24 protein-coding genes and 1 pseudogene are annotated in these 21575 nt (G+C 42.7%); 19 read left to right on the top strand and 6 right to left on the bottom strand.

The window, feature by feature from the left end; genetic code table 11:
• Window positions 1–3: 3 nt before the first annotated feature.
• Together ACTJKG_RS24810 and ACTJKG_RS24815 are read right to left on the bottom strand one after the other, a co-directional pair.
• Window positions 4–867, bottom strand: a complete 864-nt coding sequence (locus ACTJKG_RS24810) for an NmrA family NAD(P)-binding protein (protein ID WP_440740692.1) — start codon at window positions 865–867, stop codon at window positions 4–6.
• Window positions 868–993: 126 nt separating this feature from the next.
• The gene (locus ACTJKG_RS24815) at window positions 994–1791 is read right to left on the bottom strand and encodes an SDR family oxidoreductase (RefSeq protein WP_440740693.1); all 798 of its coding nucleotides are present in this window, start codon (window positions 1789–1791) and stop codon (window positions 994–996) included.
• Window positions 1792–1930: 139 nt separating this feature from the next.
• On the opposite strand from ACTJKG_RS24815, the gene ACTJKG_RS24820 reads away from it, so the two are divergent.
• From ACTJKG_RS24820 to ACTJKG_RS24830, 3 genes are read left to right on the top strand one after another with little or no spacing between them, the layout of a single operon-like run.
• The gene (locus tag ACTJKG_RS24820; RefSeq protein ID WP_440740694.1) at window positions 1931–2329 is read left to right on the top strand and encodes a winged helix-turn-helix transcriptional regulator; all 399 of its coding nucleotides are present in this window, start codon (window positions 1931–1933) and stop codon (window positions 2327–2329) included.
• Window positions 2326–3429 (top strand): DNA alkylation repair protein, encoded by a 1104-nt coding sequence (locus ACTJKG_RS24825; RefSeq protein WP_172338169.1) that lies wholly within the window; start codon window positions 2326–2328, stop codon window positions 3427–3429. Before ACTJKG_RS24820 ends, ACTJKG_RS24825 begins: the two co-directional genes overlap by 4 nt.
• Before the next feature lie 19 nt (window positions 3430–3448).
• Window positions 3449–4021: a Crp/Fnr family transcriptional regulator gene (locus ACTJKG_RS24830; protein WP_440740695.1), complete on the top strand. Its 573-nt coding sequence runs from the start codon at window positions 3449–3451 to the stop codon at window positions 4019–4021.
• A gap of 191 nt (window positions 4022–4212) precedes the next feature.
• On the opposite strand, the gene ACTJKG_RS24835 is transcribed toward ACTJKG_RS24830, so the two are convergent.
• Entirely contained in the window at window positions 4213–4953 is a 741-nt protein-coding gene (locus tag ACTJKG_RS24835) for an SDR family oxidoreductase (RefSeq protein WP_440740696.1), read from the bottom strand.
• 165 nt (window positions 4954–5118) lie between these two features.
• Here ACTJKG_RS24835 and fabF point away from each other — a divergent pair, with 165 nt between their 5' ends.
• The 3 genes and pseudogenes from fabF to ACTJKG_RS24850 all read left to right on the top strand — a co-directional run bounded on the left by fabF (window position 5119) and on the right by ACTJKG_RS24850 (window position 7333).
• Complete coding sequence (gene fabF / locus ACTJKG_RS24840; RefSeq protein ID WP_440740697.1) at window positions 5119–6363, top strand: beta-ketoacyl-ACP synthase II; 1245 nt, start codon at window positions 5119–5121, stop codon at window positions 6361–6363.
• 501 nt (window positions 6364–6864) lie between these two features.
• Window positions 6865–6915: pseudogene (locus ACTJKG_RS24845) on the top strand (hypothetical protein); the annotation flags it as partial.
• Between the two features lie 100 nt (window positions 6916–7015).
• Window positions 7016–7333 (top strand): chromate transporter, encoded by a 318-nt coding sequence (locus tag ACTJKG_RS24850; protein ID WP_440740698.1) that lies wholly within the window; start codon window positions 7016–7018, stop codon window positions 7331–7333.
• Window positions 7334–7458: 125 nt separating this feature from the next.
• Here the strand turns inward: ACTJKG_RS24850 and ACTJKG_RS24855 are convergent, their stop codons facing one another.
• The 3 genes from ACTJKG_RS24855 to metK form a co-directional block, all read right to left on the bottom strand.
• Window positions 7459–8313, bottom strand: coding sequence for an NAD(P)-dependent oxidoreductase (locus ACTJKG_RS24855; RefSeq protein ID WP_440740699.1), 855 nt, complete (start codon window positions 8311–8313; stop codon window positions 7459–7461).
• A gap of 161 nt (window positions 8314–8474) precedes the next feature.
• Entirely contained in the window at window positions 8475–8813 is a 339-nt protein-coding gene (locus ACTJKG_RS24860; RefSeq protein ID WP_440740700.1) for a hypothetical protein, read from the bottom strand.
• 79 nt (window positions 8814–8892) lie between these two features.
• Complete coding sequence (metK, locus tag ACTJKG_RS24865; RefSeq protein ID WP_172335767.1) at window positions 8893–10143, bottom strand: methionine adenosyltransferase; 1251 nt, start codon at window positions 10141–10143, stop codon at window positions 8893–8895.
• Between the two features lie 219 nt (window positions 10144–10362).
• Between metK and ACTJKG_RS24870 the strand changes: the two genes are divergently transcribed.
• The 13 genes from ACTJKG_RS24870 to ACTJKG_RS24930 all read left to right on the top strand — a co-directional run bounded on the left by ACTJKG_RS24870 (window position 10363) and on the right by ACTJKG_RS24930 (window position 21570).
• The gene (locus ACTJKG_RS24870; protein WP_440740701.1) at window positions 10363–11253 is read left to right on the top strand and encodes a diacylglycerol/lipid kinase family protein; all 891 of its coding nucleotides are present in this window, start codon (window positions 10363–10365) and stop codon (window positions 11251–11253) included.
• Between the two features lie 95 nt (window positions 11254–11348).
• The gene (locus tag ACTJKG_RS24875; protein WP_440740702.1) at window positions 11349–11684 is read left to right on the top strand and encodes a translation initiation factor; all 336 of its coding nucleotides are present in this window, start codon (window positions 11349–11351) and stop codon (window positions 11682–11684) included.
• 379 nt (window positions 11685–12063) lie between these two features.
• On the top strand, window positions 12064–12903 hold the full coding sequence (locus ACTJKG_RS24880) for a MotA/TolQ/ExbB proton channel family protein (protein WP_172335764.1): 840 nt from the start codon (window positions 12064–12066) through the stop codon (window positions 12901–12903).
• Between the two features lie 114 nt (window positions 12904–13017).
• On the top strand, window positions 13018–13641 hold the full coding sequence (locus ACTJKG_RS24885) for an ExbD/TolR family protein (RefSeq protein WP_172335763.1): 624 nt from the start codon (window positions 13018–13020) through the stop codon (window positions 13639–13641).
• Between the two features lie 6 nt (window positions 13642–13647).
• On the top strand, window positions 13648–14181 hold the full coding sequence (locus ACTJKG_RS24890) for an ExbD/TolR family protein (RefSeq protein WP_172335762.1): 534 nt from the start codon (window positions 13648–13650) through the stop codon (window positions 14179–14181).
• Window positions 14182–14231: 50 nt separating this feature from the next.
• Window positions 14232–15059, top strand: coding sequence for an energy transducer TonB (locus ACTJKG_RS24895; protein WP_172335761.1), 828 nt, complete (start codon window positions 14232–14234; stop codon window positions 15057–15059).
• A 219-nt stretch (window positions 15060–15278) separates the two neighbouring features.
• The gene (locus ACTJKG_RS24900) at window positions 15279–16205 is read left to right on the top strand and encodes a PstS family phosphate ABC transporter substrate-binding protein (RefSeq protein WP_172335760.1); all 927 of its coding nucleotides are present in this window, start codon (window positions 15279–15281) and stop codon (window positions 16203–16205) included.
• A 12-nt stretch (window positions 16206–16217) separates the two neighbouring features.
• Window positions 16218–17924: a tetratricopeptide repeat protein gene (locus ACTJKG_RS24905; protein WP_440740703.1), complete on the top strand. Its 1707-nt coding sequence runs from the start codon at window positions 16218–16220 to the stop codon at window positions 17922–17924.
• Window positions 17925–18038: 114 nt separating this feature from the next.
• Window positions 18039–18410, top strand: coding sequence for an NADH-quinone oxidoreductase subunit A (locus tag ACTJKG_RS24910; protein ID WP_172335758.1), 372 nt, complete (start codon window positions 18039–18041; stop codon window positions 18408–18410).
• A 258-nt stretch (window positions 18411–18668) separates the two neighbouring features.
• Entirely contained in the window at window positions 18669–19211 is a 543-nt protein-coding gene (locus ACTJKG_RS24915) for an NADH-quinone oxidoreductase subunit B (protein WP_172335757.1), read from the top strand.
• Complete coding sequence (locus tag ACTJKG_RS24920) at window positions 19211–19714, top strand: NADH-quinone oxidoreductase subunit C (RefSeq protein ID WP_172335756.1); 504 nt, start codon at window positions 19211–19213, stop codon at window positions 19712–19714. Before ACTJKG_RS24915 ends, ACTJKG_RS24920 begins: the two co-directional genes overlap by 1 nt.
• A 127-nt stretch (window positions 19715–19841) precedes the next feature.
• A complete protein-coding gene (locus tag ACTJKG_RS24925) occupies window positions 19842–21053 on the top strand; it encodes an NADH-quinone oxidoreductase subunit D (RefSeq protein ID WP_172335755.1) in 1212 nt (403 codons plus the stop codon).
• Complete coding sequence (locus ACTJKG_RS24930) at window positions 21046–21570, top strand: NADH-quinone oxidoreductase subunit NuoE family protein (RefSeq protein ID WP_172335754.1); 525 nt, start codon at window positions 21046–21048, stop codon at window positions 21568–21570. Before ACTJKG_RS24925 ends, ACTJKG_RS24930 begins: the two co-directional genes overlap by 8 nt.
• Window positions 21571–21575: the final 5 nt, after the last annotated feature.

The following is a 21575-nucleotide window of genomic DNA, read 5'->3' on the forward strand; positions in this document are numbered from 1 at the left end:
TGTTTAGTTTACAGCGTTGTTGATATATTCCTGCAGCGTTGTTTTTCCTTTTAAGGCTATAGTTCCCAGATTTTCGGCATGTATCTGGCCGGATATTACCATATCGGTCATTTCGATATAGTTTTTGATGGCATCTTCAGAGAATCCTATTTTTTTGAGGGTCGACGGCCATTGATCACGGGGGATCTGTTTTGCTTTCACCTCTTTATGCAATGCCTTTGAAAATGCCGCCGCGACACCCGCGGAACTCAATGATTCCGGACCCGATGCCTCATAAATTTTATTCCCGGAGTCATCGCTGGTAATAATATCAGTAGCAAATTTGGCTACATCCATAGGCGATATCATCGGGATAGATAGATCAACCGGGAAGAAAGTAGGTAAAATGCCACTCTCTTTTACTACTGGCAGATAGGCCATCCAATTGCTGTAATAATAGGCAGGCCTGATATAGGACTGTTCGATGTCCAGATCTTTAAAGGCGTGTTCTAAAAAATAGGACATAAGCAGATTGCCTGTCCCCTTATCGTATTGCGCCCCAATTGATGATAGACCAACCACCTTTTTTACAGGCGATTTTTCTATCGCTTTCCGGATATTTTGAAGACTTTTCCTGGTATCACCTAATATATCGTCGCCTTTGCCTGTTTCTGGGGTAATAACAAAAAATGTTGATCCTTTTTCAAGCGCGTCCGTTATGGTTTGCTGGTCAAACACATCGCCAATGGCACTATCAGCTCCTTTCTTTTTAAGCTGTTCTGCTTTTTCTTTACTCCTTACGATCCCTTTTACAGGCTCGCCCTTTTTTACAAGATTGGTCACAATAGCCGACCCAACTTGTCCTGATGCTCCCTGAATAATGTTCATAATATTAAGTATTAGATTAACTTTAATAATTATACGGAAGCAAATACCAAACCAAAAGAAGCCTTTCGATAGAATAACCAACTATCATTATAAGAGCGCAATTGTTTTTGAGGGTGATATTATCATTTAAACAGTTGGGATAGTACCTCCGTCAATAATATATTCTGTACCGCTTAGATAAGCCGCACGGTCAGATACCAGGAACGCTACTAATTCGGCTACGTCGGCGGGCGAAGCTGGACGTCCCATCGGAATTCCCCCAAGCGAATCCATTAATCGAGCAAGGGCAGTTTCGTAGGTGCCGCCGGCGCTTTCTGCCATTTTTTGAATAAAGGTTTCTGCGGCCTCTGTTTGTATAAAGCCCGGAGAGACGGTTAATACGCGGATTCCTTTTGGCGATACTTCATTAGACAAGCCTTTACTGTAGTTGGTTAAGGCCGCCTTTGCTGCTGCATAAGGTAAAGTGGAGTCATAAAGCGGGAATGATCTTTGAATGGATGATATGTGGATAATAACACCCGAACCCTGTTTTAGCATCGCTGGTAAGAGGCCTCTGTCGAGCCGTACCGCTGCGTATAGATTGGTGTTGATGGCATCGTCCCAATTATTGTCATTAAGCGCGCTAAAGCCCCCGTTAGCTGCCGAGGAGCCACCTGCATTATTGATCAGGATATCCACACCGCTAAAATCAGTCATTAACTCATTAACTACTTTTTGTACACCTTCGCCAGTACTGATATCTGCCTGGATGAAGTGGATTCCCGTTTGTTGGTCTTTAGGAATATTACGGGCCGTTGTAATTACTGTGGCACCTGCATTTGCTAATCTTTCGGCAATGGCTTTTCCTGCCCCTTTGGTGCCACCGGTAACCAGTACGCGTTTGTTCAGAAATTCGGGATGGTTTATTTCTATATTGTTTGTCATCGTTTTTAATTTTATTGTGCTGAATTGCGATAACAAAATTCGGGAGAGCCGATCATCACCACAATAAGGGAATAAGGATTCGGTATGGGATAAATTTATCCCTATGGTTCATTTAAATTGAATGGTATACCTTTGTATTATGTATGAAAAAAAGATCCCGATTGATCAGTATTGCGGCCTCGACCTTATGAAGGAAGTGATGTACGGTAAATGGAAGATCCATTTGATCTACTACATATCAAAAGGTAAAAAACGCCCAAGTGAACTTCAGCGGGAAATACCAGAGGCTACCCGGCGGGTGTTGAATATGCAGCTATCCCAATTGGAAGAACATGAGATAGTGACCAAAAAAATATACCCTCAGCTACCCCCAAAAGTGGAATATAGCTTAACCCCCTTTGGCGAAAGCCTGCTGCCCGTAATTGATCTGATGGGGGAGTGGGGTGATAACAATCGTGAACAATTGCAACGGGTAATTGCTAAAACCAACCCCGAATTGATACCGGCGGTAGCCAAAGTACGATCAATAGCCAGATGAGCAGTTTATTAAAAGATATTTACTCTCCCGCGTTTTATAACCGGTTTGCAGATGTGCTTGCGCATGTACTTCCTGATTTTGATAAAAAGCGTTTCCTGTCGCTTATTTTTATTGATGGATACGAGAACAAGGCGCTGAAAGAGCGGATGCGGCACAATTCCATTGTGCTGCATGAGTTTATGCCTGCTGATTTTCCAGTCGCTGCGGAGATGATGGAAAAGATCATTACCCGTTTGCGTGCCGAACATTTTGGCGAGGATAGCCTGGCCATGATGTTTTTGCCCGATTATATAGAAGTTTATGGTCTTGATCATTATGAAGCGTCTGTAAAATCCCTGGAGTTTATTACCCAGTTTGTAAGCTGCGAATTTGCGGTACGGCCATTTCTGCTCAAATACACCGACCGGATGATGATGCAGATGCAGCTATGGTCATTACATGAAAATCATAAAGTGCGTCGTTTTGCCAGCGAAGGCAGCCGGCCCAGACTGCCCTGGGGCTTGGCGATACCCGCATTGAAAAAAGACCCGGCACCGGTACTCGCGGTTTTGGAAAATTTAAAAAACGATCCCTCCGAATGGGTACGTAAAAGCGTAGCCAATAACCTGAACGATATCTCCAAAGATCACCCGGGAGTAATGATGACCATTGCCCGTGAGTGGCATGGCATCAGTAAAGAAACGGATGCTATCATAAAACATGCCAGTCGTACCCTGTTAAAAAGCGGCCATGCCGAAATACTGCAGCATTATGGGCTGGAGAGCAAGAGCTTAACCATGACCGGCTTCCTTATCCTGACACCCGAAGTAAAAATAGGGGATAGCCTGGAATTTACTTTCACAGTAACAAATGACCATACCGAAAAGCAAACCGTACGGCTGGAATATGGTATTTACTACAATAAAGCCAATGGACAACTGAGCAAAAAGGTATTCAAAATAAGCGAACGACCCTACCTGGCCGGAGAGAAAATTGTGGTTAAAAGAAAGCAGCCATTTAAGCCGATCACCACCCGTACTTTTTATCCCGGTAAACATCAGCTTTCTGTTATCATTAATGGGGAGGAGAAGGAACTCCAAAGCTTTGATATATTTGCCTGATCATTTTGCTCAAAAGCTTATGCCCAACCCGCTTATCAGTTATTTTCAACAGTTCCGGCATATTGCTGCTGATGATGCCCGCCTGATCCTGGCTGCTTTTGAATTAAAAAGCTACAAGGAGGGGGAGTATCCGTTTAAGGGGCACCGGGTTTGCTCCGAGATGTATTTTGTTTGCAAAGGCGTGGTGCGTATAGCAACCCATAATGAACGTGGTGTGGATATCACCCACTTTTTCTATCGCGAAAATAACCTCTGCACTATTCTGCAAAGTTTTAATGAAGGCAGCATCACCCCAACAGCTATCCAGGCCTGTTGCGATGCCGAGATCATGGTGGTAAGCAAAAGCAAGCTGATGGCCCTGTATGCGCAATTGCCTTACCTGCGCGAAGTGATCGATAATGTTAACCAGGAACACCTGATCCATAAGGTAAATGTTCGTAACCGTTACATAGGCGAAGCAGCCGAAGATCAATACCGCTTATTTGTAGAGCAAAACCCCGATATCGCGCTGCGTGTACCTTTAAAAGATATAGCCAGCTACTTGGGTATTACCCCGCAATCGCTTAGCCGCATCCGTAAAAATATACGGTAGCGGCGTGATTTTATTAAAAAAGTGGGTTTACATGGTTTACATAATTTAAGGTTAAAATTGATTTAATTATCTGATAGTCAATAAATTATAAATTTTTTTCGACAAAAAGTGTAAACCCACTTTTTGCATCAATATTTTGTATTCAGACCTACGAAGTTTCAAAAGCTTCGTAGGTCTTTAGCCGCGTTTTATTAAACCAGCACGGTACCGCCATCGGTGATCAGTATCTGGCCGGTTGTAAACTGTTGTTTCATGAGGTAGGTAAATGCCTGGGCAATATCTTCGGCTTCGCCAACACGTTTTACCAGCAGGGCATCGCCAACGGTTTTGTAATAGGCTTCGCGATCGGTTTCAGGGATGCTGTTCCACAAATTGGTTTTCACCACACCTGCCGAAACCGCGTTTACACGCACAGGAGCCAGCTCCACAGCCATAGCACGGGTTAGGCCTTCTACAGCGCCGCAGATGCTTGCACCAAGCAGCCAGCCCGATCCCGGTCGAGGATTGGCAATGCCACTCATTAAGGAGATAGAACCGCCCTTATTAATATGCGGAGCAGCGTATTTTACCGATGCCAGCGCGCCCCAGTAACGCAGGTTAAAATAATCACGGGCCTTGTCCAGCTCCAGATCGTTCACATAAATTAAGCTGATGTTTTCGGCGGCTGTGTATACCAAATGGTCAAAATTACCTATGCCATCAAAAAAATCCTGGATGTTTTGCTCCTTGCTCAGATCAATCGCGTAGCCTTTGGCGCTTTCGGGCAGTTCGGCCAGGGAACTGTCTACCCGTTGCTGACTGCTGGATACCACCACCACATTGGCACCTTCGGCCGCTGCTGCTTTGGCTGTAGCCAGGCCGATGCCCGATGTACCGCCCATTAATATAGTTCGTTTACCTTGTAATTTGCTGTTTTGATTTGGTGTGTTCATGATATACATATTTAGTACCACAAAGTTCTGCCGGTTTAGGGCGCATCCACTTACCATTTGGTAAAAACGATTAGCCGTTCCATAGAAAATATATTTACATTATCAATATACCATACGGTATTTTTATCATTACTTTTGCCAAATTTTTATTTAAAGTTTACAACCATGTTAAAACGAGTAGTGGTAACCGGCCTGGGGGCATTAACCCCTATGGGCAACCAAGTAAAAGATTTTTGGAAAAACGTAGTAGCAGGTAAAAGTGCTGCCGCACGCATCACCCATTTTGATCCCACTTTGTTCCGCACGCAGTTTGCCTGCGAGCTGAAAGATTTTAACGCGGCCGATTTCCTGGATCGGGCCGATCTTAAACGTACCGACCCTTTTACCCAATACGCGCTGGTGGCATCTGACGAGGCTATCAAAGATTCGGGCTTTGAGCTCGATAAGATGATCCCCTTTGATGTTGGCGTGATCTGGGGATCGGGACAGGGCGGTATGGAAACCTTTGAGGAACAGGTGCGTGAGTACACCCTGGGCGATGGGCATCCGCGTTTCAGTCCGTTTTTTGTGCCTAAACTGATTACCAATATGGCCTCGGGCATGATCTCTATCCGTCATGGTTATATGGGCATTAATTATACCACCGTATCGGCCTGTGCAACCTCAAATACAGCCATTATGGATGCTTTTAACTATATCCGGTTAGGGAAGGCCAAAGTGATCATTACCGGCGGTTCTGAGGCTCCTATTACGCCCGCTTCATTTGGTGGTTTTAGTTCGATGAAGGCCATGTCGACCCGTAACGACGGCCCTCAGGGTGCTTCCCGGCCGTTTGATACCCATCGCGATGGTTTTATCATGGGCGAAGGTGCCGGAGCCCTGGTGCTGGAAGAATATGAGCATGCCGTAAAACGCGGCGCCCACATTTATGCTGAAGTACGCGGCGCCGCCATGACTGCCGATGCCTATCATATGACGGCCACTCATCCCGAAGGTTTGGGTGCGGCCAAGGGTATGCAACTGGCCCTGGAAGAAGCCGGTGTATCTATTTTCGACATAGATTATATGAATATGCATGCCACCTCAACCCCGGTTGGTGACCTATCCGAGCTGAAAGCTTTACAGGTATTAACCAAAAATGAAAAGAACAATATACAAATCAGCGCTACCAAATCCATGACAGGCCATTTGCTGGGCGCGGCGGGAGCTATTGAGGCTATTATCTGCCTGCTATCCATGCGCGACAGCCTGATACCACCCACCATTAACACCACCGAGCTTGACCCCGCGGTACCCGAAAGCATGAACATTGTTTTAGGGGAAACCATCAGTTACCCGGTGAATTTAACCATGAGCAATACCTTTGGTTTTGGCGGGCACAATGGTACCGTAGTATTTGGTAAAGTGTAATAATAAAACTTTTTAAACCCCGGATTTTAACAAATTTTTGTTCAAAAACGCTGTGAAATGAGTTCATAATTAGGTTTTTTAATAGAGTTTTAAGTTTGCCTTAACGCTTTTAACAAATTTTTGATGGTTTTTGAAAATTTAAAAAGTATGAGGTTTTCGATATGCTACATGAATTAAAACCGGTTGATTTTTGACCTTGTTTTGCCTTAACCAAACAGCCCGGTTATCTGCTAAAGATAACCGGGCTGTTGTTTTAATACGTTTTGCGAAAATTTGCGGGATAAGCAAGCTGTTTATAGCTGGAAAACAATACATTTAGTGCCTCCTATCAGCTCGTTAATCTAAAAGCGATTTCCCTGATCACCAAAAAAATCAAATCCACCGCCGTTGTTGGTGTTGTCACCAACAACACTCTGCAAGAGTAATTAACCGGAGATGTACAACATGATGGCTAACCTGTTCTATGGGATCCTGAAACAATTCAGGTTGTCTAAATCGCAGATGGTTGATGGTGTTGCCCTGGCCGAAACTACACCCGGGCCGCTTATTATTGTAGTTGGCTTTGTGGGCTTTATGGCCGGCTTTAATCATTTTCATGCTTACATAGCTATGGGCACCGTCACCTTGTTCGCTACCATATTTTATACTTTTTTTGCCTTGTTTCTTATACGTATTTGCGGGTGGGCCGTTGATAGAAAAATCGCACGGCAGCGAAGTGGTGAGCCAGATCCTGAAACTGGTTACCGCCGCTGTGGTAGGCGTGATCCTGAACCTGACCTTGTTTTTAGGTAAAGACGTTGTTTTTCCCGGTGGATTGGCTTGGGGGCATCTTAATGTTTTATCCTTGATATGGATAGGGTTATCCCTTGTTTTGATGCAAAGGTTTAAGCTTAATGTGGTATACCTGATCTTGTTGAGCCTTGGGGTAGGATTAGTGCGGTTTGTGTTGAAGGTGCAGGGGAGTGCTTAATAAAAGAACACGTTATTGCGAGCGCAGCGTGGCAATCCCCGATGAGCAGAGCCGCTCTGTATTTTAGGGATTGCCACGCTGCGCTCGCAATGACGCATGGAAAGAAAGGGCCAGCGCCCTCTCAATTATTTTCCTATCTGCTTAATTACCGCGATGATATCCTCTTCGCCGTGCTTGGCTTCGGCTTCCTGGAAAGTTTGGTATGCTATTTTAGACAGGGGAGAGTTCAGGCCTTCCGCTTTGGCCAGGCGCAGATCTTTAGCGATATGCTTTAGCGCGAAGGCGGCTTTGTAATTATCATTTAAAATGGCATCGCCCTTGATTTTGGCAAAAATATTTCCCAGCGCGCTGTTATTGATAATGGACAGCATATCCTCGGTTTTAATGCCTTTTTCCTGTGCGAAAAGAACGGTTTCGGCCAATCCCTGCGCGTGGAAGCTCAATAAGGTATTGATGGCCAGTTTAGCGCTGTTACCCGCGCCGGTTTCACCAACCAGCAGGGCGAGTTTACCCAGTTTTTCCAATAAGGGCTGCGCTTTTTTAAATGTTGCTTCTTTACCACCTACCATGATCACCAGGGCGGCATCTTCGGCTTGTTTTACACTGCCAGATACAGGCGCGTCAAGATAGTCGTTGCCCTGTTCATGGCATAAAGCGGCCATTTCTTTACTGATAGCCGGCGATACGGTGCTCATATTAATGATGATCTTACCTTTGGCCTTAGCGCTCAGCAAACCCTCTTTTCCATTAAATATATCGCCAATGGCTTCATCATTGGACACCATAATAAAGATCACATCGGTTTGTTGTATCAGCTCTCCTGGTGATGAGGTAACGGCCGCATCCATGGCTTTTAGCGGCGATTCTTTTTCTTTACTGCGGTTATAAACGGTTACCGGGTAGCCGGCTTTGATCAGTTGCAGCGACATGGGGATACCCATATTGCCCAGACCGATCCATCCTATTTTTGTTTTACTCATGGTATATGTTGATTTAAAAATATGGTGCAAAGTTTCGTAAACAAAACGGATAGAATGTTCACCAAATTGGTAAAATCTTCTTTACGTAACGTCATTTTTTTAACAGGCAATCATTATGCCGGGAATTGAATGCCTGATAAACGCGCGTAAATAGGAAAAACTTAAAACTCCACATCTAAATCTAATTCGGGGTTTGAGGAATTTTCGTCAACCTTTATTCCATATGTTAATAACAGGCTGAAGTCATTGACATTAAAAGTGAAAGAGCTCACGTTTTTTATCAGCGGAAAATTAAAACTAAACCCGTGACAGGTAAATTCTACCTCAATATCTTTAATCTTTTTTAATTTGAAATCTAAATAACGTATAACGCCACTTATGCTATCCTGCATTTTCAAACTATAGCTATCAGGCTTGATTAAGTCATACGTATATTTCATTCGTCCATCTAAATTGGATTCAATAGATGTCAATATAGCTTTAGCTTTGCTAAATGTCATTGTTGGTTAAAATAAAAAAAGCCACCTGTTAAGGTGGCTTAAATGTATAAAAGTTATCTTAAATCGACGCTGCTTGGTTTTACAAACCGAAAGCCTGTTTTACTTTGTCAACGTAATCCAGTTTTTCCCAGGTAAACAGTTCTACTTCGCGTTTCAGTTCGCTGCCGTCATGAGCAATGAATGATTTGGTTACCACTTCGCTTGGTTTACCGAAATGACCGTAAGCCGCGGTTTCGCTGTATATAGGGTTGCGGAGTTTAAAGCGGGTTTCAATAGCGTACGGGGTCATGTTAAATACTTCCTCTACTTTTTTTGCTATTTCACCATCGTGCAGGTTTACTTTGGCTGTGCCGTAGGTGTTTACATAAATACCCATCGGTTGGGCCACACCAATAGCGTATGATACCTGCACCAGTACTTCGTCGCAAACACCGGCAGCTACCAGGTTTTTGGCGATGTGACGGGTTGCATAAGCCGCGGAACGATCTACTTTCGACGGATCTTTGCCAGAGAAAGCACCACCCCCATGCGCGCCTTTACCACCGTAGGTATCTACGATGATCTTACGACCGGTTAAGCCGGTATCGCCATGTGGCCCTCCGATAACGAATTTACCGGTTGGGTTGATGTGATATTTGATCTGATCGTTAAAGAAGTGAGCGTATTTTGGATATTTGGCTTTAACCCGAGGGATCAGGATGCTGATGATATCCTGTTTAATCTTGGCCAGCATCGCTTTTTCCTCATCAAAATCATCATGCTGGGTTGATATCACAATGGCATCGATGCGTTGCGGCTTATTGTCGTCGCTGTACTCCAAGGTAACCTGCGATTTTGCGTCCGGGCGCAGATATTTGATCTCGTTGTTTTCGCGGCGGATGGCTGCCAGCTCAATTAAAAGGGCGTGGGCAATATCCAGTGCCAGGGGCATGTAGTTATCAGTTTCAACAGTGGCATAACCAAACATCATACCCTGGTCGCCGGCGCCTTGTTCTTCTTTAGCCTGACGGTCGACACCCTGGTTAATATCCGGCGATTGCTCATGAATGGCCGATAGTACACCGCAAGAGCTGCCATCAAACATATATTCGCCTTTGGTGTAACCAATTTTATTGATCACCTCGCGGGCAATTTTTTGTACGTCTAAATAAGCTTTTGATTTTACCTCGCCGGCTAAAATTACCTGTCCGGTGGTTACCAGTGTTTCACAGGCAACTTTTGAATTTTCGTCGAACGCCAAAAAATGATCGATGAGGGCGTCTGATATTTGGTCTGCAACTTTATCCGGATGTCCTTCTGATACGGATTCAGAGGTAAATAAGTATGGCATATAAGTTTGATAAAAAATTAATTAAAAAAACCGAAAGGAGTAAGTTTTAACGGATCGAGGTAAAAAGAAGCGTTGGTTTTAGCACTTTTTTACGTGGTTGCAATCCAGCCTTGTGTTATAAAGGCAATTAAATCAGTCCACTTTCGGGTGGCAAAAATAAAACAAATTTCACAAAGCCGAAAATACATTTACTTTTGGGGGCTGAAATAATACAGATAATTGAAACGTAAAGCGTTATTTATAATAAACCCCATATCGGGAGGGAAGAAGAAGGACGGGGTGCCCGATCTTATTGATCAGAATATTGATAAGGCGGTGTTTGACGCGACCATTGTTTTTAGCGATGGCGTATCGCACGCGCGGATCATCGCGCTGGAGGCCGTAGGCAAATATGATATTATTGTGGCTGTTGGCGGCGATGGTACGGTAAATGAAATAGCATCGGCCATAGTAGGGAGTGATACAGCCCTGGGTATTGTGCCTTACGGATCGGGTAACGGGCTGGCCCGCTTTTTAGGTGTGCCCATGAACCCTAACCAGGCCATACAGGCATTGGTAAAAGGCAATGCGGAAACCATTGATTCGGGAACGGTGAACGGGCAGCCGTTTTTTAATATGGCAGGTATGGGTTTCGACGCCCACATCAGTGAAGTATTTTCGCACGGCAAAAAGCGGGGTTTTATATCCTATATCAAATCATCCATAGAAGAAATATCCCGCTATGGCGAACAGCAATATCATATTGAGATTGATGGTAAGGTTTATGAGCGTAACGCGTTTATGCTAAGCATTGCCAATTCATCGCAATATGGTAACAACGCGCACATCTCGCCCAAGGCATCCGTGCAGGATGGTTTGCTTGATGTTTGCCTCATACGTAAGTTCCCGTTGTGGCGCTTTCCGGAAATGGGTATCCGTATGCTCACCAAAACATCAGAGAGTACCAGTTATGTTGAAATTATACGCGGTAAACAAATTAATGTAACCCGCCAAACCGAAGGACCTATACATCTTGACGGTGAGCCGCAAGTAATGGGTACCGCTATACATATTAATATAGTGCCCAATTCGTTAAAAGTTATTGTGGGCCCAACGTATAAAAAGAATTAAGTAAAAGAGCGAGAGCGAGTGTGTGGTGCGGGTGTCTGATTTAGGGAATTCTGTTTTGGCAACACGCTTCTCGCTCCCGCTTCAAAACTAATGTTATGGCTAAGAAAAATTTCACCGGGGTAGTATATTCAACCGATCCTGATTTTGAGTACCAGGAAAATGGTGGGCAATCTGCGCAAACACTACCACCGCAGCAGCAAAACCTTAAAATTTATCTCGACCGTAAGGGGGGCAGCAAGCTGGTTACCCGGGTTTCGGGCTTTATCGGCACCGATGCTGATCTGGAACTGATCGGCAAAAAATTGAAAACTAAATGCGGTGTTGGTGGTTCGGTAAAGGATGCCGAAATACTTATACAGGGCGATTTCAGGGATAAGATCCTGACTTTGCTGCAAACCGATGGATATAAGGCTAAAAAGGCGGGCGGGTAATAAATAACAAAACGTACAATGTACACTAAAATAAAAAAAAATATTTAGCGTTATACTACTCCCGGCCCGCTATAAAACGGCTTTAAAACTAATATTGTAACATATTAGTAACACAATTTTTATCAGTTAATGCTTGATAATCTAAAAAAAAATGGTTTTCATTGCAAATAATTGTCGTGGCAACACACAATATTTAAGCATTGTTACGTTAATAATGACCAATTAGGGACAAAATGTAATTCGGTATTAAAAAATTGTAAAGAATAACATAAAAGATTTTTTTATTTCATTAAAATTCTATTTTTGTTATTCGCTAATTCAAAAGCACATTTAACAAACTTATAATATAAACAAAAACTAAAACTAAAATTTAAAAGTAATGGCAAACGCACCAACAAAACCAACTACTCCTGTTAACAAAGAAAGCTCAAGTGCATCTGGCTTGTTTGCATCCTTAACTATTCCAATCTGTCTGATTGTTACTACTCTTATTTTCATATTCGTTCTGGGCGATCCAAGCCACTTCAAAGGTGGTGATGTTAATGGTTACCCAACAGACCCATTTGGACAGGTTCACAGTGGTGGTGTAATCGTACCGGTGATCATGGCATTTTTGTTAATGGTTATCGTTTTCTCAATTGAGCGTTTCGTAGTTATCGGCAAAGCTTCAGGTACTGGCAGTGTAGATGCTTTTGTTAGAAAGATCCAGTCACAACTGAATGCTGGTAACATTTCTGGCGCATCAGCAGAGTGCGACAAACAAAAAGGTTCTGTAGCAAACGTTATCAAATCGGCACTGAAAAAATATGCTGAAATGGAAGCTGAACCAAATCTTGACGTTGACCAAAAAGTATTAGCTATTCAGAAAGATATTGAAGAAGCAACTGCGTTGGAAATGCCAATGTTAGAGCAAAACTTAACTATCATCGCTACTTTGGTATCTATCGGTACATTAACCGGTCTGTTAGGTACGGTTGTGGGTATGATCAAGGCCTTCGGTTCATTAGCGGTATCAGGTGTACCAAACCAGATCGAACTATCTGCTCACATTTCTGAAGCGTTGATCAACACTGCATTCGGTATCAGTACTTCTGCTGTATCTATCGTAATGTACAACGTATTTACATCAAAAATTGATAAATTAACTTACGCCATTGACGAAGCAGGTTTCAGCATAGTACAAACATTTGCTGCTTCACACAAAAATGCCAACAGATAATAAATATATAGGTTAATTAGCTTTCGTCCCCCCGTTTGTCCTATATGTAATCAGGAATAATGCGTGGATGTATTAATAATTATTGTAAACTATATATTTTAAAAAAAATCAAATATGGCAAGGATAAAAGTTCCAAGAAAGAGTACAGCGATTGACATGACCGCTATGTGCGACGTGGCGTTCCTGCTGCTAACTTTCTTTATCATGACCGCGAAGGTCCGTACCGAGGACCCGGTTCCTATCGATATTCCAAAATCATCGATACAGCAGCCGATCCCGGAATCAGACTTCGCTACTATTTCTGTAGGTTCACAGAAAGCATTTTTTGGAATGGAGGGTGTAGATCTGCGCAAGCAAACCTTAATTCAAATGGGCGAAATTTATAAAACAACATTTACGCCAGATGAGTTGAACAGGTTTTCTACACTTACATCAGTAGGTGTTCCATTTGCTCAACTGCATCAGTTTATTGCTTTATCAGCTGATGACCAGAAAAAACTTAACAAACCAGGTATCCCACGTGATTCGGTAAGTAACGAATTGTTTAACTGGATACGTGAGGCCCGTAAAGCTACCGTGGCATTGCATAACGTGCAACTGCGTATAGCTATTAAAGGCGACAGCAAGGAAGAGTACCCGGTTATTAAAGATGTTATAGGCATTTTGCAAAAGCAAAAAGTGAACAAGTTTAGTTTAATAACAAGCTTAGGTGGCGGCGGCGCTGCTCCTAAAAAATAAAAGATCATGGCAGAATTAGACACCTCCGGGGGAGGCAAACACAAAGACGGGAAGGTTCGCAGTAAGAAGCAATCCACCCGTGTAGATTTGACAGCGATGGTTGACTTGGCCTTCTTGTTGATCACTTTCTTTATCATGACCACAACATTGGCCAAGCCAAAAGCTATGGACCTTGCAATGCCTGATAAGGACGAAAAAACCAAGGATCAATTAGCTATTGCTGCTTCACGCTCATTAACCTTGTTATTGGGCAGCAATGATAAGCTGGAGTGGTACTTGGGTGAGCCCGGAAAATCGGCACCAACCATTGATAATTACAGCAAAGACGGTTTGCGTAAAACCCTTATTGAAAAAAGTAAAGAGGTTTTAGAAAAAACAGGTAAAACCATGTTTGTTGTAATTAAACCAAGTGATAAATCAACTTACAAAAACGTAGTTGCCGCTCTTGATGAGATGAATATTACCAATATATCCAGTTATGGTATAGTTGATATTTCACCAGTTGAGATCGAGTTACTCAAGAAAGATGGTTTATACTAATAATAAATTAATTTAAAATAACGTTACATTAACCCATTAAATCTTAAAAGATGTTTGGATCGAAATTAGATATATTGGATCAGAAATGGATCGACGTTGTTTTTAGTAGCAGAAATAAGGCCTACGGGGCTTACGAGCTGAGAAGAGATAACTCCAAAAATACAAGCAAATCGCTTATTATAGCCATTATTGTGTTTGTATTTGTTGTTGCTTTGCCTACTATTATCAACAGGATTCAGGGACTTATCCCTAAAGCTGATCAAAAAGTGAAGATAACAGACGTTGTGCTGTTACCTCCACCACCTGTGGATCAAACCAAAAAACCACCTCCGCCGCCACCTGAACCACCAAAACCAAAGGTTGACCAGGTACGTTTCCCTCCTCCGGTTGTAAAACCAGATAACGAGGTTAAGGAGAAAGATCCACCAACTGTAAAAGAATTGGCGGTTGCTGACCCGGGTCAGAAAGATCAGAAAGGTGACCCAAATGCCGACATTAGAATTGATGAGCCGGTAGGTAACTCGGATGTTAAGCAAGTAGTAGAAGCCGATCCTAACCAGATCTTTACCTCGGTAGAGCAAGTTCCGGAATTCCCGGGAGGTTTGGAAAAATTTGGTAGCTATTTGGGTAAAAGTATCCGTTACCCTGCAGTTGCCCGTGAAAACGGAACTCAAGGTAGGGTAATTTGTACCTTCGTTGTGGAAAAAGACGGTTCGTTAACAGACATTAAAGTTACCAGAGGTATTGGTAGTGGTTGCGACGAAGAAGCCGTTCGTGTATTGAAAAACTCTCCACACTGGAAACCTGGTATCCAGAATGGTCGTCCGGTACGTGTACAATATAGTGTGCCTATCAGCTTTACGTTAGCCAGCGAATAATGCCATTTAATATTAATAAAGAACAAAAATCGCCCAAAAGGCGGTTTTTGTTTATTTTAGGCGCAGTCACCTTTGTCTGTTTTATTGTTTTGGGCTTAATGATCATGTTTTGGGATCAGCTGCCTTTACAGTTACCGCGGTACCAGCGCATGCTCTTTGGAGCCTTTGTTATTGCCTATTCCATTCTGCGGTTTTCGAGGTTGTTTAAGAAGGATCAGTATGAAAATTAATATTAACGGTAAGCTTTTATTTTTCGCATTGTTTTTGATAGCAGGCTTACAGGCTTGTAAACAAAAAACCTCAAAATTTGCTGGTGATAATAATGTTAAAGCAGGTACAGCAACATTTGTAGCCGATGCTTCTTTTTCGCCTATTTTAGACCAGGAGCTGTATATTTTTTTAAATGCAAATCCCAATGCCAAAATCAATGTTTTGTATAAAACAGAGAATGAGGCCGTAAATAACCTGCTCAACGATAGTGTTCGCGTAGCCATCCTGTCGCGTGAGCTTACCGCCGATGAGCGTGCTGTGCTCACTAAAAGGACACTGGCTATTGAAACATTACGTTTTGCCATTGACGCCGTTGCGCTTATTGTAAACAAGGCTTCTAATGATACGACCATTACTGTAGGGCAATTGAAAAAAATGCTCACCGGACAGGCCGATTTAAACAGAACTATTGTTTTTGATAACCCAAATTCGAGTTTGGTAAGATATTTGAAGGACTTTAGCGGAAGCAAAGGATTTACACAAAAAAATATTTACGCCCTTAAATCAAATAAAGAGGTTTTAAAATATGTAAGCGAGCATCCCGATGCATTAGGTATAACCGGTTTTAGCTGGTTGAATGATCCGGATAAAGATTATGCGGGATACGTAGATAACGTTAAAATAGTAGGTGTCAGGGATGAGTCAAATAAACAATACCCGGACACTTATTTTAAACCCTCGCAGGAGTCGCTTGTCTTAAAACAGTACCCTTTAAGCAGAGGGCTTTATATAATCAATTGTACCAGCAAGGTAGGCTTGGCCATGGGGTTTGCCAACTTTTTAGGCAGCCAGGTAGGCCAGCGTATCATACTAAAATCGGGCCTGTTGCCCGATTCTATACCAACGAGAGAGATTAGTATAAAAAATAAATTTTAATTAAAGATGAAAATGATCAGTAAAATAGCTACGGCATCATTAGGACTGTTATTAGGGGGTTCATCAGTTTTTGCGCAAAGTCTAGCCGACGCCAAAAAAGCTATTGACGCCGAACAGTATCAGAAAGCTAAATCGATGCTTAAAAACCTTACGGTAACACAAGCCGATAAGGATGAGAACTTTTTTTACCTGGGTTGGGTATATATTAAACAAGATTATGCTGACTCGGCAAAAACGGTTTTTAACAAAGGTATTGCCGTAAATTCTAAATCGGCTTTAAACTATGCCGGTTTAGGCGCTGTTGCCCGTTTAGATAAAGATAACGCCGGAGCAACCAACAACTTTAACCAGGCTATCACATTGGCGGGTAAAAGCTCAAAACCATATCAATACGTAGGCGAGGCTTATTTATTGGTTCCGGCCGGCGGTAAAGTGGCGGCTGCCGATGCTAATGCTGCTATTGCGGTTTTACAAAAAGGTAAGGTAGTAAACCCTAAAGATGCCGACTTGTTGATCACTTTGGGTAATGCCTACCGCTCACAGTTAAAGAGCAACGAAGCTTATCAGGCTTATTCTGATGCAGCAACCATCGATCCTAAAAACCCGGCTGCAAAAGTAGCTACCGGTGTTTTATGGCAGTTTGCCAATAACTTTGAAGATTCTGAAAAACAATTTCAGGATGCCTTAACTATCGACCCTAACTACGGGCCGGCTTATCGCGAATGGGCCGAAACAGACCTGCGTTGGGCCAATACAGACCCGAAAATGGCATCTGCCAAAATCAAAGAGGCTGCCGATCATTACAAAAAATATATCAGCCTGACTGATCAGTCTGTAGAATCACAAATGCACTATGCCGACTTCTTATTGATGTCTGGTAATTACAAAGACTTGCAACAAGTATCTACAGATCTTTCCAAATCAGCAAACAGCAATGCAAGGGCATACCGTTACCAGGCTTATGCAGCTTATGAGAACAAAGATTATCCAGCTGCTTTAAGCGCTATGAACACCTGGTTCCAGAAGGCTGAGCCAAAACGTATCCTGCCACGTGATTATTTATACCTTGGCCGTATACAAATAGCATCGAATCAGGATTCTTTAGGTATCAATACCTTAAGGAAAGCATTAACATTAGATACAACTCAGGCTGATGTTTATGGTGAGATTGCTAAAAGCCTTTATAACCAAAAGAAATATGCCGAAGCTGGTGATGCTTACAAGGCATTTATTTCTAAATCACGTACAGCTACGTTGAATGATTATTTAAAAGAAGGTGTAAGTTATTACAATGCATTTAAATTGCAGTATTATAGTACTGCTACTCCAAAGCCGGTAGCTGATACTATGTTGCTTATAAAAGCCGACACTGCGTTTAGTTATATACAACATAAAGCAGCGGCACCACTTGCAGCGGTAGCACTTTACCAGGCCAGGGCTAATGATTTAAGAGAGCCAAGCAGAAATACAACTAATGGATATGCTAAACCATATTACGAGCAATACATAGCTTTATTAACAGCTAAACAACCCGTTGCTGATACGGATAAACCATATCTGGCAGAAGCTTACTCTTACTTAGGTGCTTATTACGAGTTTAAAGCAAAGGATGACGCCAAAGCAACCGAGAATTACACTAAAGCCCGGGAGGCAGATCCAACTAATAAACAAGCTGCTGCTTTCTTTGCCCGCAAAGGCGGTGCTGGTAAAAGCAAATAAGGTTTTATAACGGGAGATATAAAGGCTTATCCTTTATACCTATTGCCTAAAAATAAAAAAGGCCTCTTCAAAAAGAGGCCTTTTTTATTATGGTTGCATTAGTATATTTGCAGCATGGAATTACACAGTACACCAGTTAATTATTTACCCATCATATTTCAGATGTTGGTGGCTATAGGCTTTGTGGTAACAACCATGTTTGTAACACATAAAATTGGTCCTAAACGTAAAACTAAGGATAAACTGACCCCCTTTGAGTCGGGCATCGAGGTAGTGGGTAACGCCCGTACCCCTATATCCATCAAATATTTCCTGGTAGCCATATTGTTTGTGCTGTTTGATGTGGAGGTAATATTTATGTACCCCTGGGCTGTAAATTTTAAAGCGATGGGCACCAAGGGCATGATCGAAATGTTCATTTTCATGGCTACACTTTTATTAGGTTTTATATACGTAATAAAAAAGAAAGCTTTGGACTGGGATTAAGTTTAGATGGGCAAATATGTAGATGTGCGGATAGGCAGATGATAGGATTCAGTTAATTCTTAAATTCTGCAGATTCAGGTTCAGACAAAATCATCTGCACATATAAAATTCTCCTATCTGTACATTAAAATCCCTCTTTAGATTGATTCTAAATATGGCTTCCGGATGGTCATCGTGTACTTTTTACATGGTTATTATTGTAAATTTGCGCTCGTTATCCGTCTTTTCCGGATAGTGGATTTCTATTAAAATAGTTCAATGAGTGATATTCAATTAGTTGACGCTCCTGCTGGAGTAGAAGGCGCCGGATTTTTTGCTACCTCGCTTGATAAAGTAATAGGTATAGCACGCTCAAATTCATTATGGCCCCTGCCATTTGCCACTTCATGCTGTGGTATTGAATTCATGGCTACTATGGCTTCTCATTATGACCTGGCCAGATTTGGCGCCGAGCGTATCAGCTTTTCGCCCCGCCAAGCCGATCTGTTAATGGTTATGGGCACTATCGCCAAAAAAATGGCTCCTGTATTAAGACAGGTATACCTGCAAATGGCCGAACCCCGTTGGGTAATGGCTGTAGGCGCCTGTGCATCAAGTGGTGGCATATTTGATACGTATTCTGTTTTACAGGGTATCGATGAAGTAATACCGGTTGATGTTTACGTGCCCGGTTGCCCGCCCCGTCCCGAAGCTATTATCGATGGTTTTATTAATATTCAACAGCTGGTACAAACAGAATCGCTTCGCAGAAGAAACGAGCCTAAGTACCAGGAGTTGTTAGCTAAATACGGAATTCAATAATGGCCCAGATCCCTAACGAAGAGCTTTTAAAAAGAATTGCTGAGAAATTTGATCAGCAGGTAAGCCTTGTGGGCGAGCCGTATGGTTTGCTTACCGTAGAAACCGGTCGCGAACAGATCATTGATCTGTTAACCTTTTTAAAAACTGATGATGCGCTTCGGTTTATATTTTTAACAGATATTACCGCCATACATTACCCTGAGCAGGAAAAGCAAACTGGTATTATTTACCATTTGCATAGCCTTACAACAAATACGCGCATCCGTATAAAAGTTTTTTTAGCTGATGGCGATGTGCATATCCCAACAGCTACTGTTTTATGGGAAGGCGCCAACTGGATGGAGCGTGAAACGTATGACTTTTTTGGGGTTATATTTGACGGCCACCCCGATCTGCGCCGCATATTGAATGTTGATGACATGACGGCTTTCCCGATGCGAAAAGAGTTTCCATTGGAAGACCCTAACCGTGTTGATAAAAAGGATTACTTCTTCGGAAGATAACACATATAAAATTTAGTATCAAGTAATTAGTATCAGGTATCAAGATTTTTTAAGCGCTTAAACGGCACATAACAACAGTCTTGATACTTGATACTAATTACTCGATACTGATTAAAAAACTATACTGATGCAAAATCATCCTGTATATACAGACAACGATCCGCAAAGCGAGCTTTCAACCCTGAACCTGGGGCCAACTCACCCTGCAACCCACGGTGTATTTCAAAACGTGCTGCAGATTGACGGTGAAAGAATTGTGAGCGGCGTATCAACCATTGGTTATATACACCGCGCGTTTGAGAAAATTGCCGAACACAGGCCTTTTTACCAGATAACCCCGCTCACCGACCGTTTAAACTATTGCTCATCGCCTATCAACAACATGGGCTGGCATATGACGGTTGAAAAACTGCTGGGCATCACCACGCCAAAAAGGGTTGATTACCTGCGCATCATTATCATGGAACTGGCCCGCATATCAGACCATATTGTTTGTAACGCTATTTTGGGTGTAGATACAGGCGCCCTAACCGGCTTTACCTACATGATGCAATGGCGCGAGCATATTTATGAAATTTATGAAGAGGTTTGCGGCTCGCGGCTAACTACCAATATAGGTCGCATAGGTGGTTTTGAACGTAATTTTAATACTATAGCATTTGCCAAGCTGCGTAAATTCATAGCCGGATACCCTAAGGTATTAAAGGAATTTGAATCGCTGTTTAACCGTAATCGTATTTTTGTTGACCGTACCAGGGGAGTAGCAGCCGTTACACCCGAAGAAGCATTAAACTTTAGCTGGACAGGCCCGATATTACGCGCAACCGGTGTGGATTATGATGTAAGGGCGATGAACCCCTACTCGAGCTATGAGGACTTTGATTTTGATGTTCCCGTAGGCGATAATGGTGATGTTTACAGCCGCTTTTTGGTACGTAACGAAGAAATGTGGCAAAGCCTGCGCCTTATTGAACAGGCCCTGGCAAAACTGGAAAAAGAACCAACAGATGTTTTCCACGCTGATGTGCCCGAGTTTTACCTGCCTCCAAAAGAAGAAGTTTATAATAACATGGAAGCCCTCATCTATCACTTTAAAATTGTGATGGGCGAAATACCTACCCCAAATACCGAGGTATATCATTCGGTAGAAGGTGCCAATGGCGAGCTGGGCTTTTACCTGGTGAACGATGGCGGACGCAGCCCATATCGCCTGCATTTCCGCAGACCAAGCTTTATCAATTACCAGATGTATGCGCCAATGAGCCGCGGTATGTTGTTATCAGACGCTATTATTAACATGAGTAGTTTAAACGTTATAGCCGGAGAGTTAGATGCTTAAAGTGGAAGATACTCAGGTACCGGTTGACTTTTCGCCGGAACTGATCAGTAAATTTGATGATGTTGTAAGCCGTTATCCACAGGGAAAACAAAAATCGGGCTTGCTGCCCATTTTGCACCTGGTACAAGCCGAGTTTGGCTGGGTGAGTGTACCTGCCATGGATAAAGTAGCCGCTTACTTAAATATATTACCTATCGAGGTATACGAAGTTGCCTCGTTTTATACCATGTACTTTTTACGCCCGCAGGGTAAATATGTACTGGAGGTTTGCCGTACCAGCGGTTGCTGCCTGGTAGGCGCCGAAAAGATCATGGATCATATTGAGCAAAAGCTGGGTGTAAAAGAGGGTGAAGTTACTGCCGATGGCCTGTTTAGCTGGCGCGGTGTAGAATGTTTGGCAGCCTGCGGCTTCGGTCCGGTTTTACAAATTGGCCCTGAATATACTTTTTATGAAAACCTGACCAACGAGTCGGTTGATAAACTGATAGGCGATTTAACAGCAAAGGCAAAAAATTAACAGTA

The organism is Mucilaginibacter sp. 22184, from assembly GCF_052045695.1.
Classification (GTDB): domain Bacteria; phylum Bacteroidota; class Bacteroidia; order Sphingobacteriales; family Sphingobacteriaceae; genus Mucilaginibacter.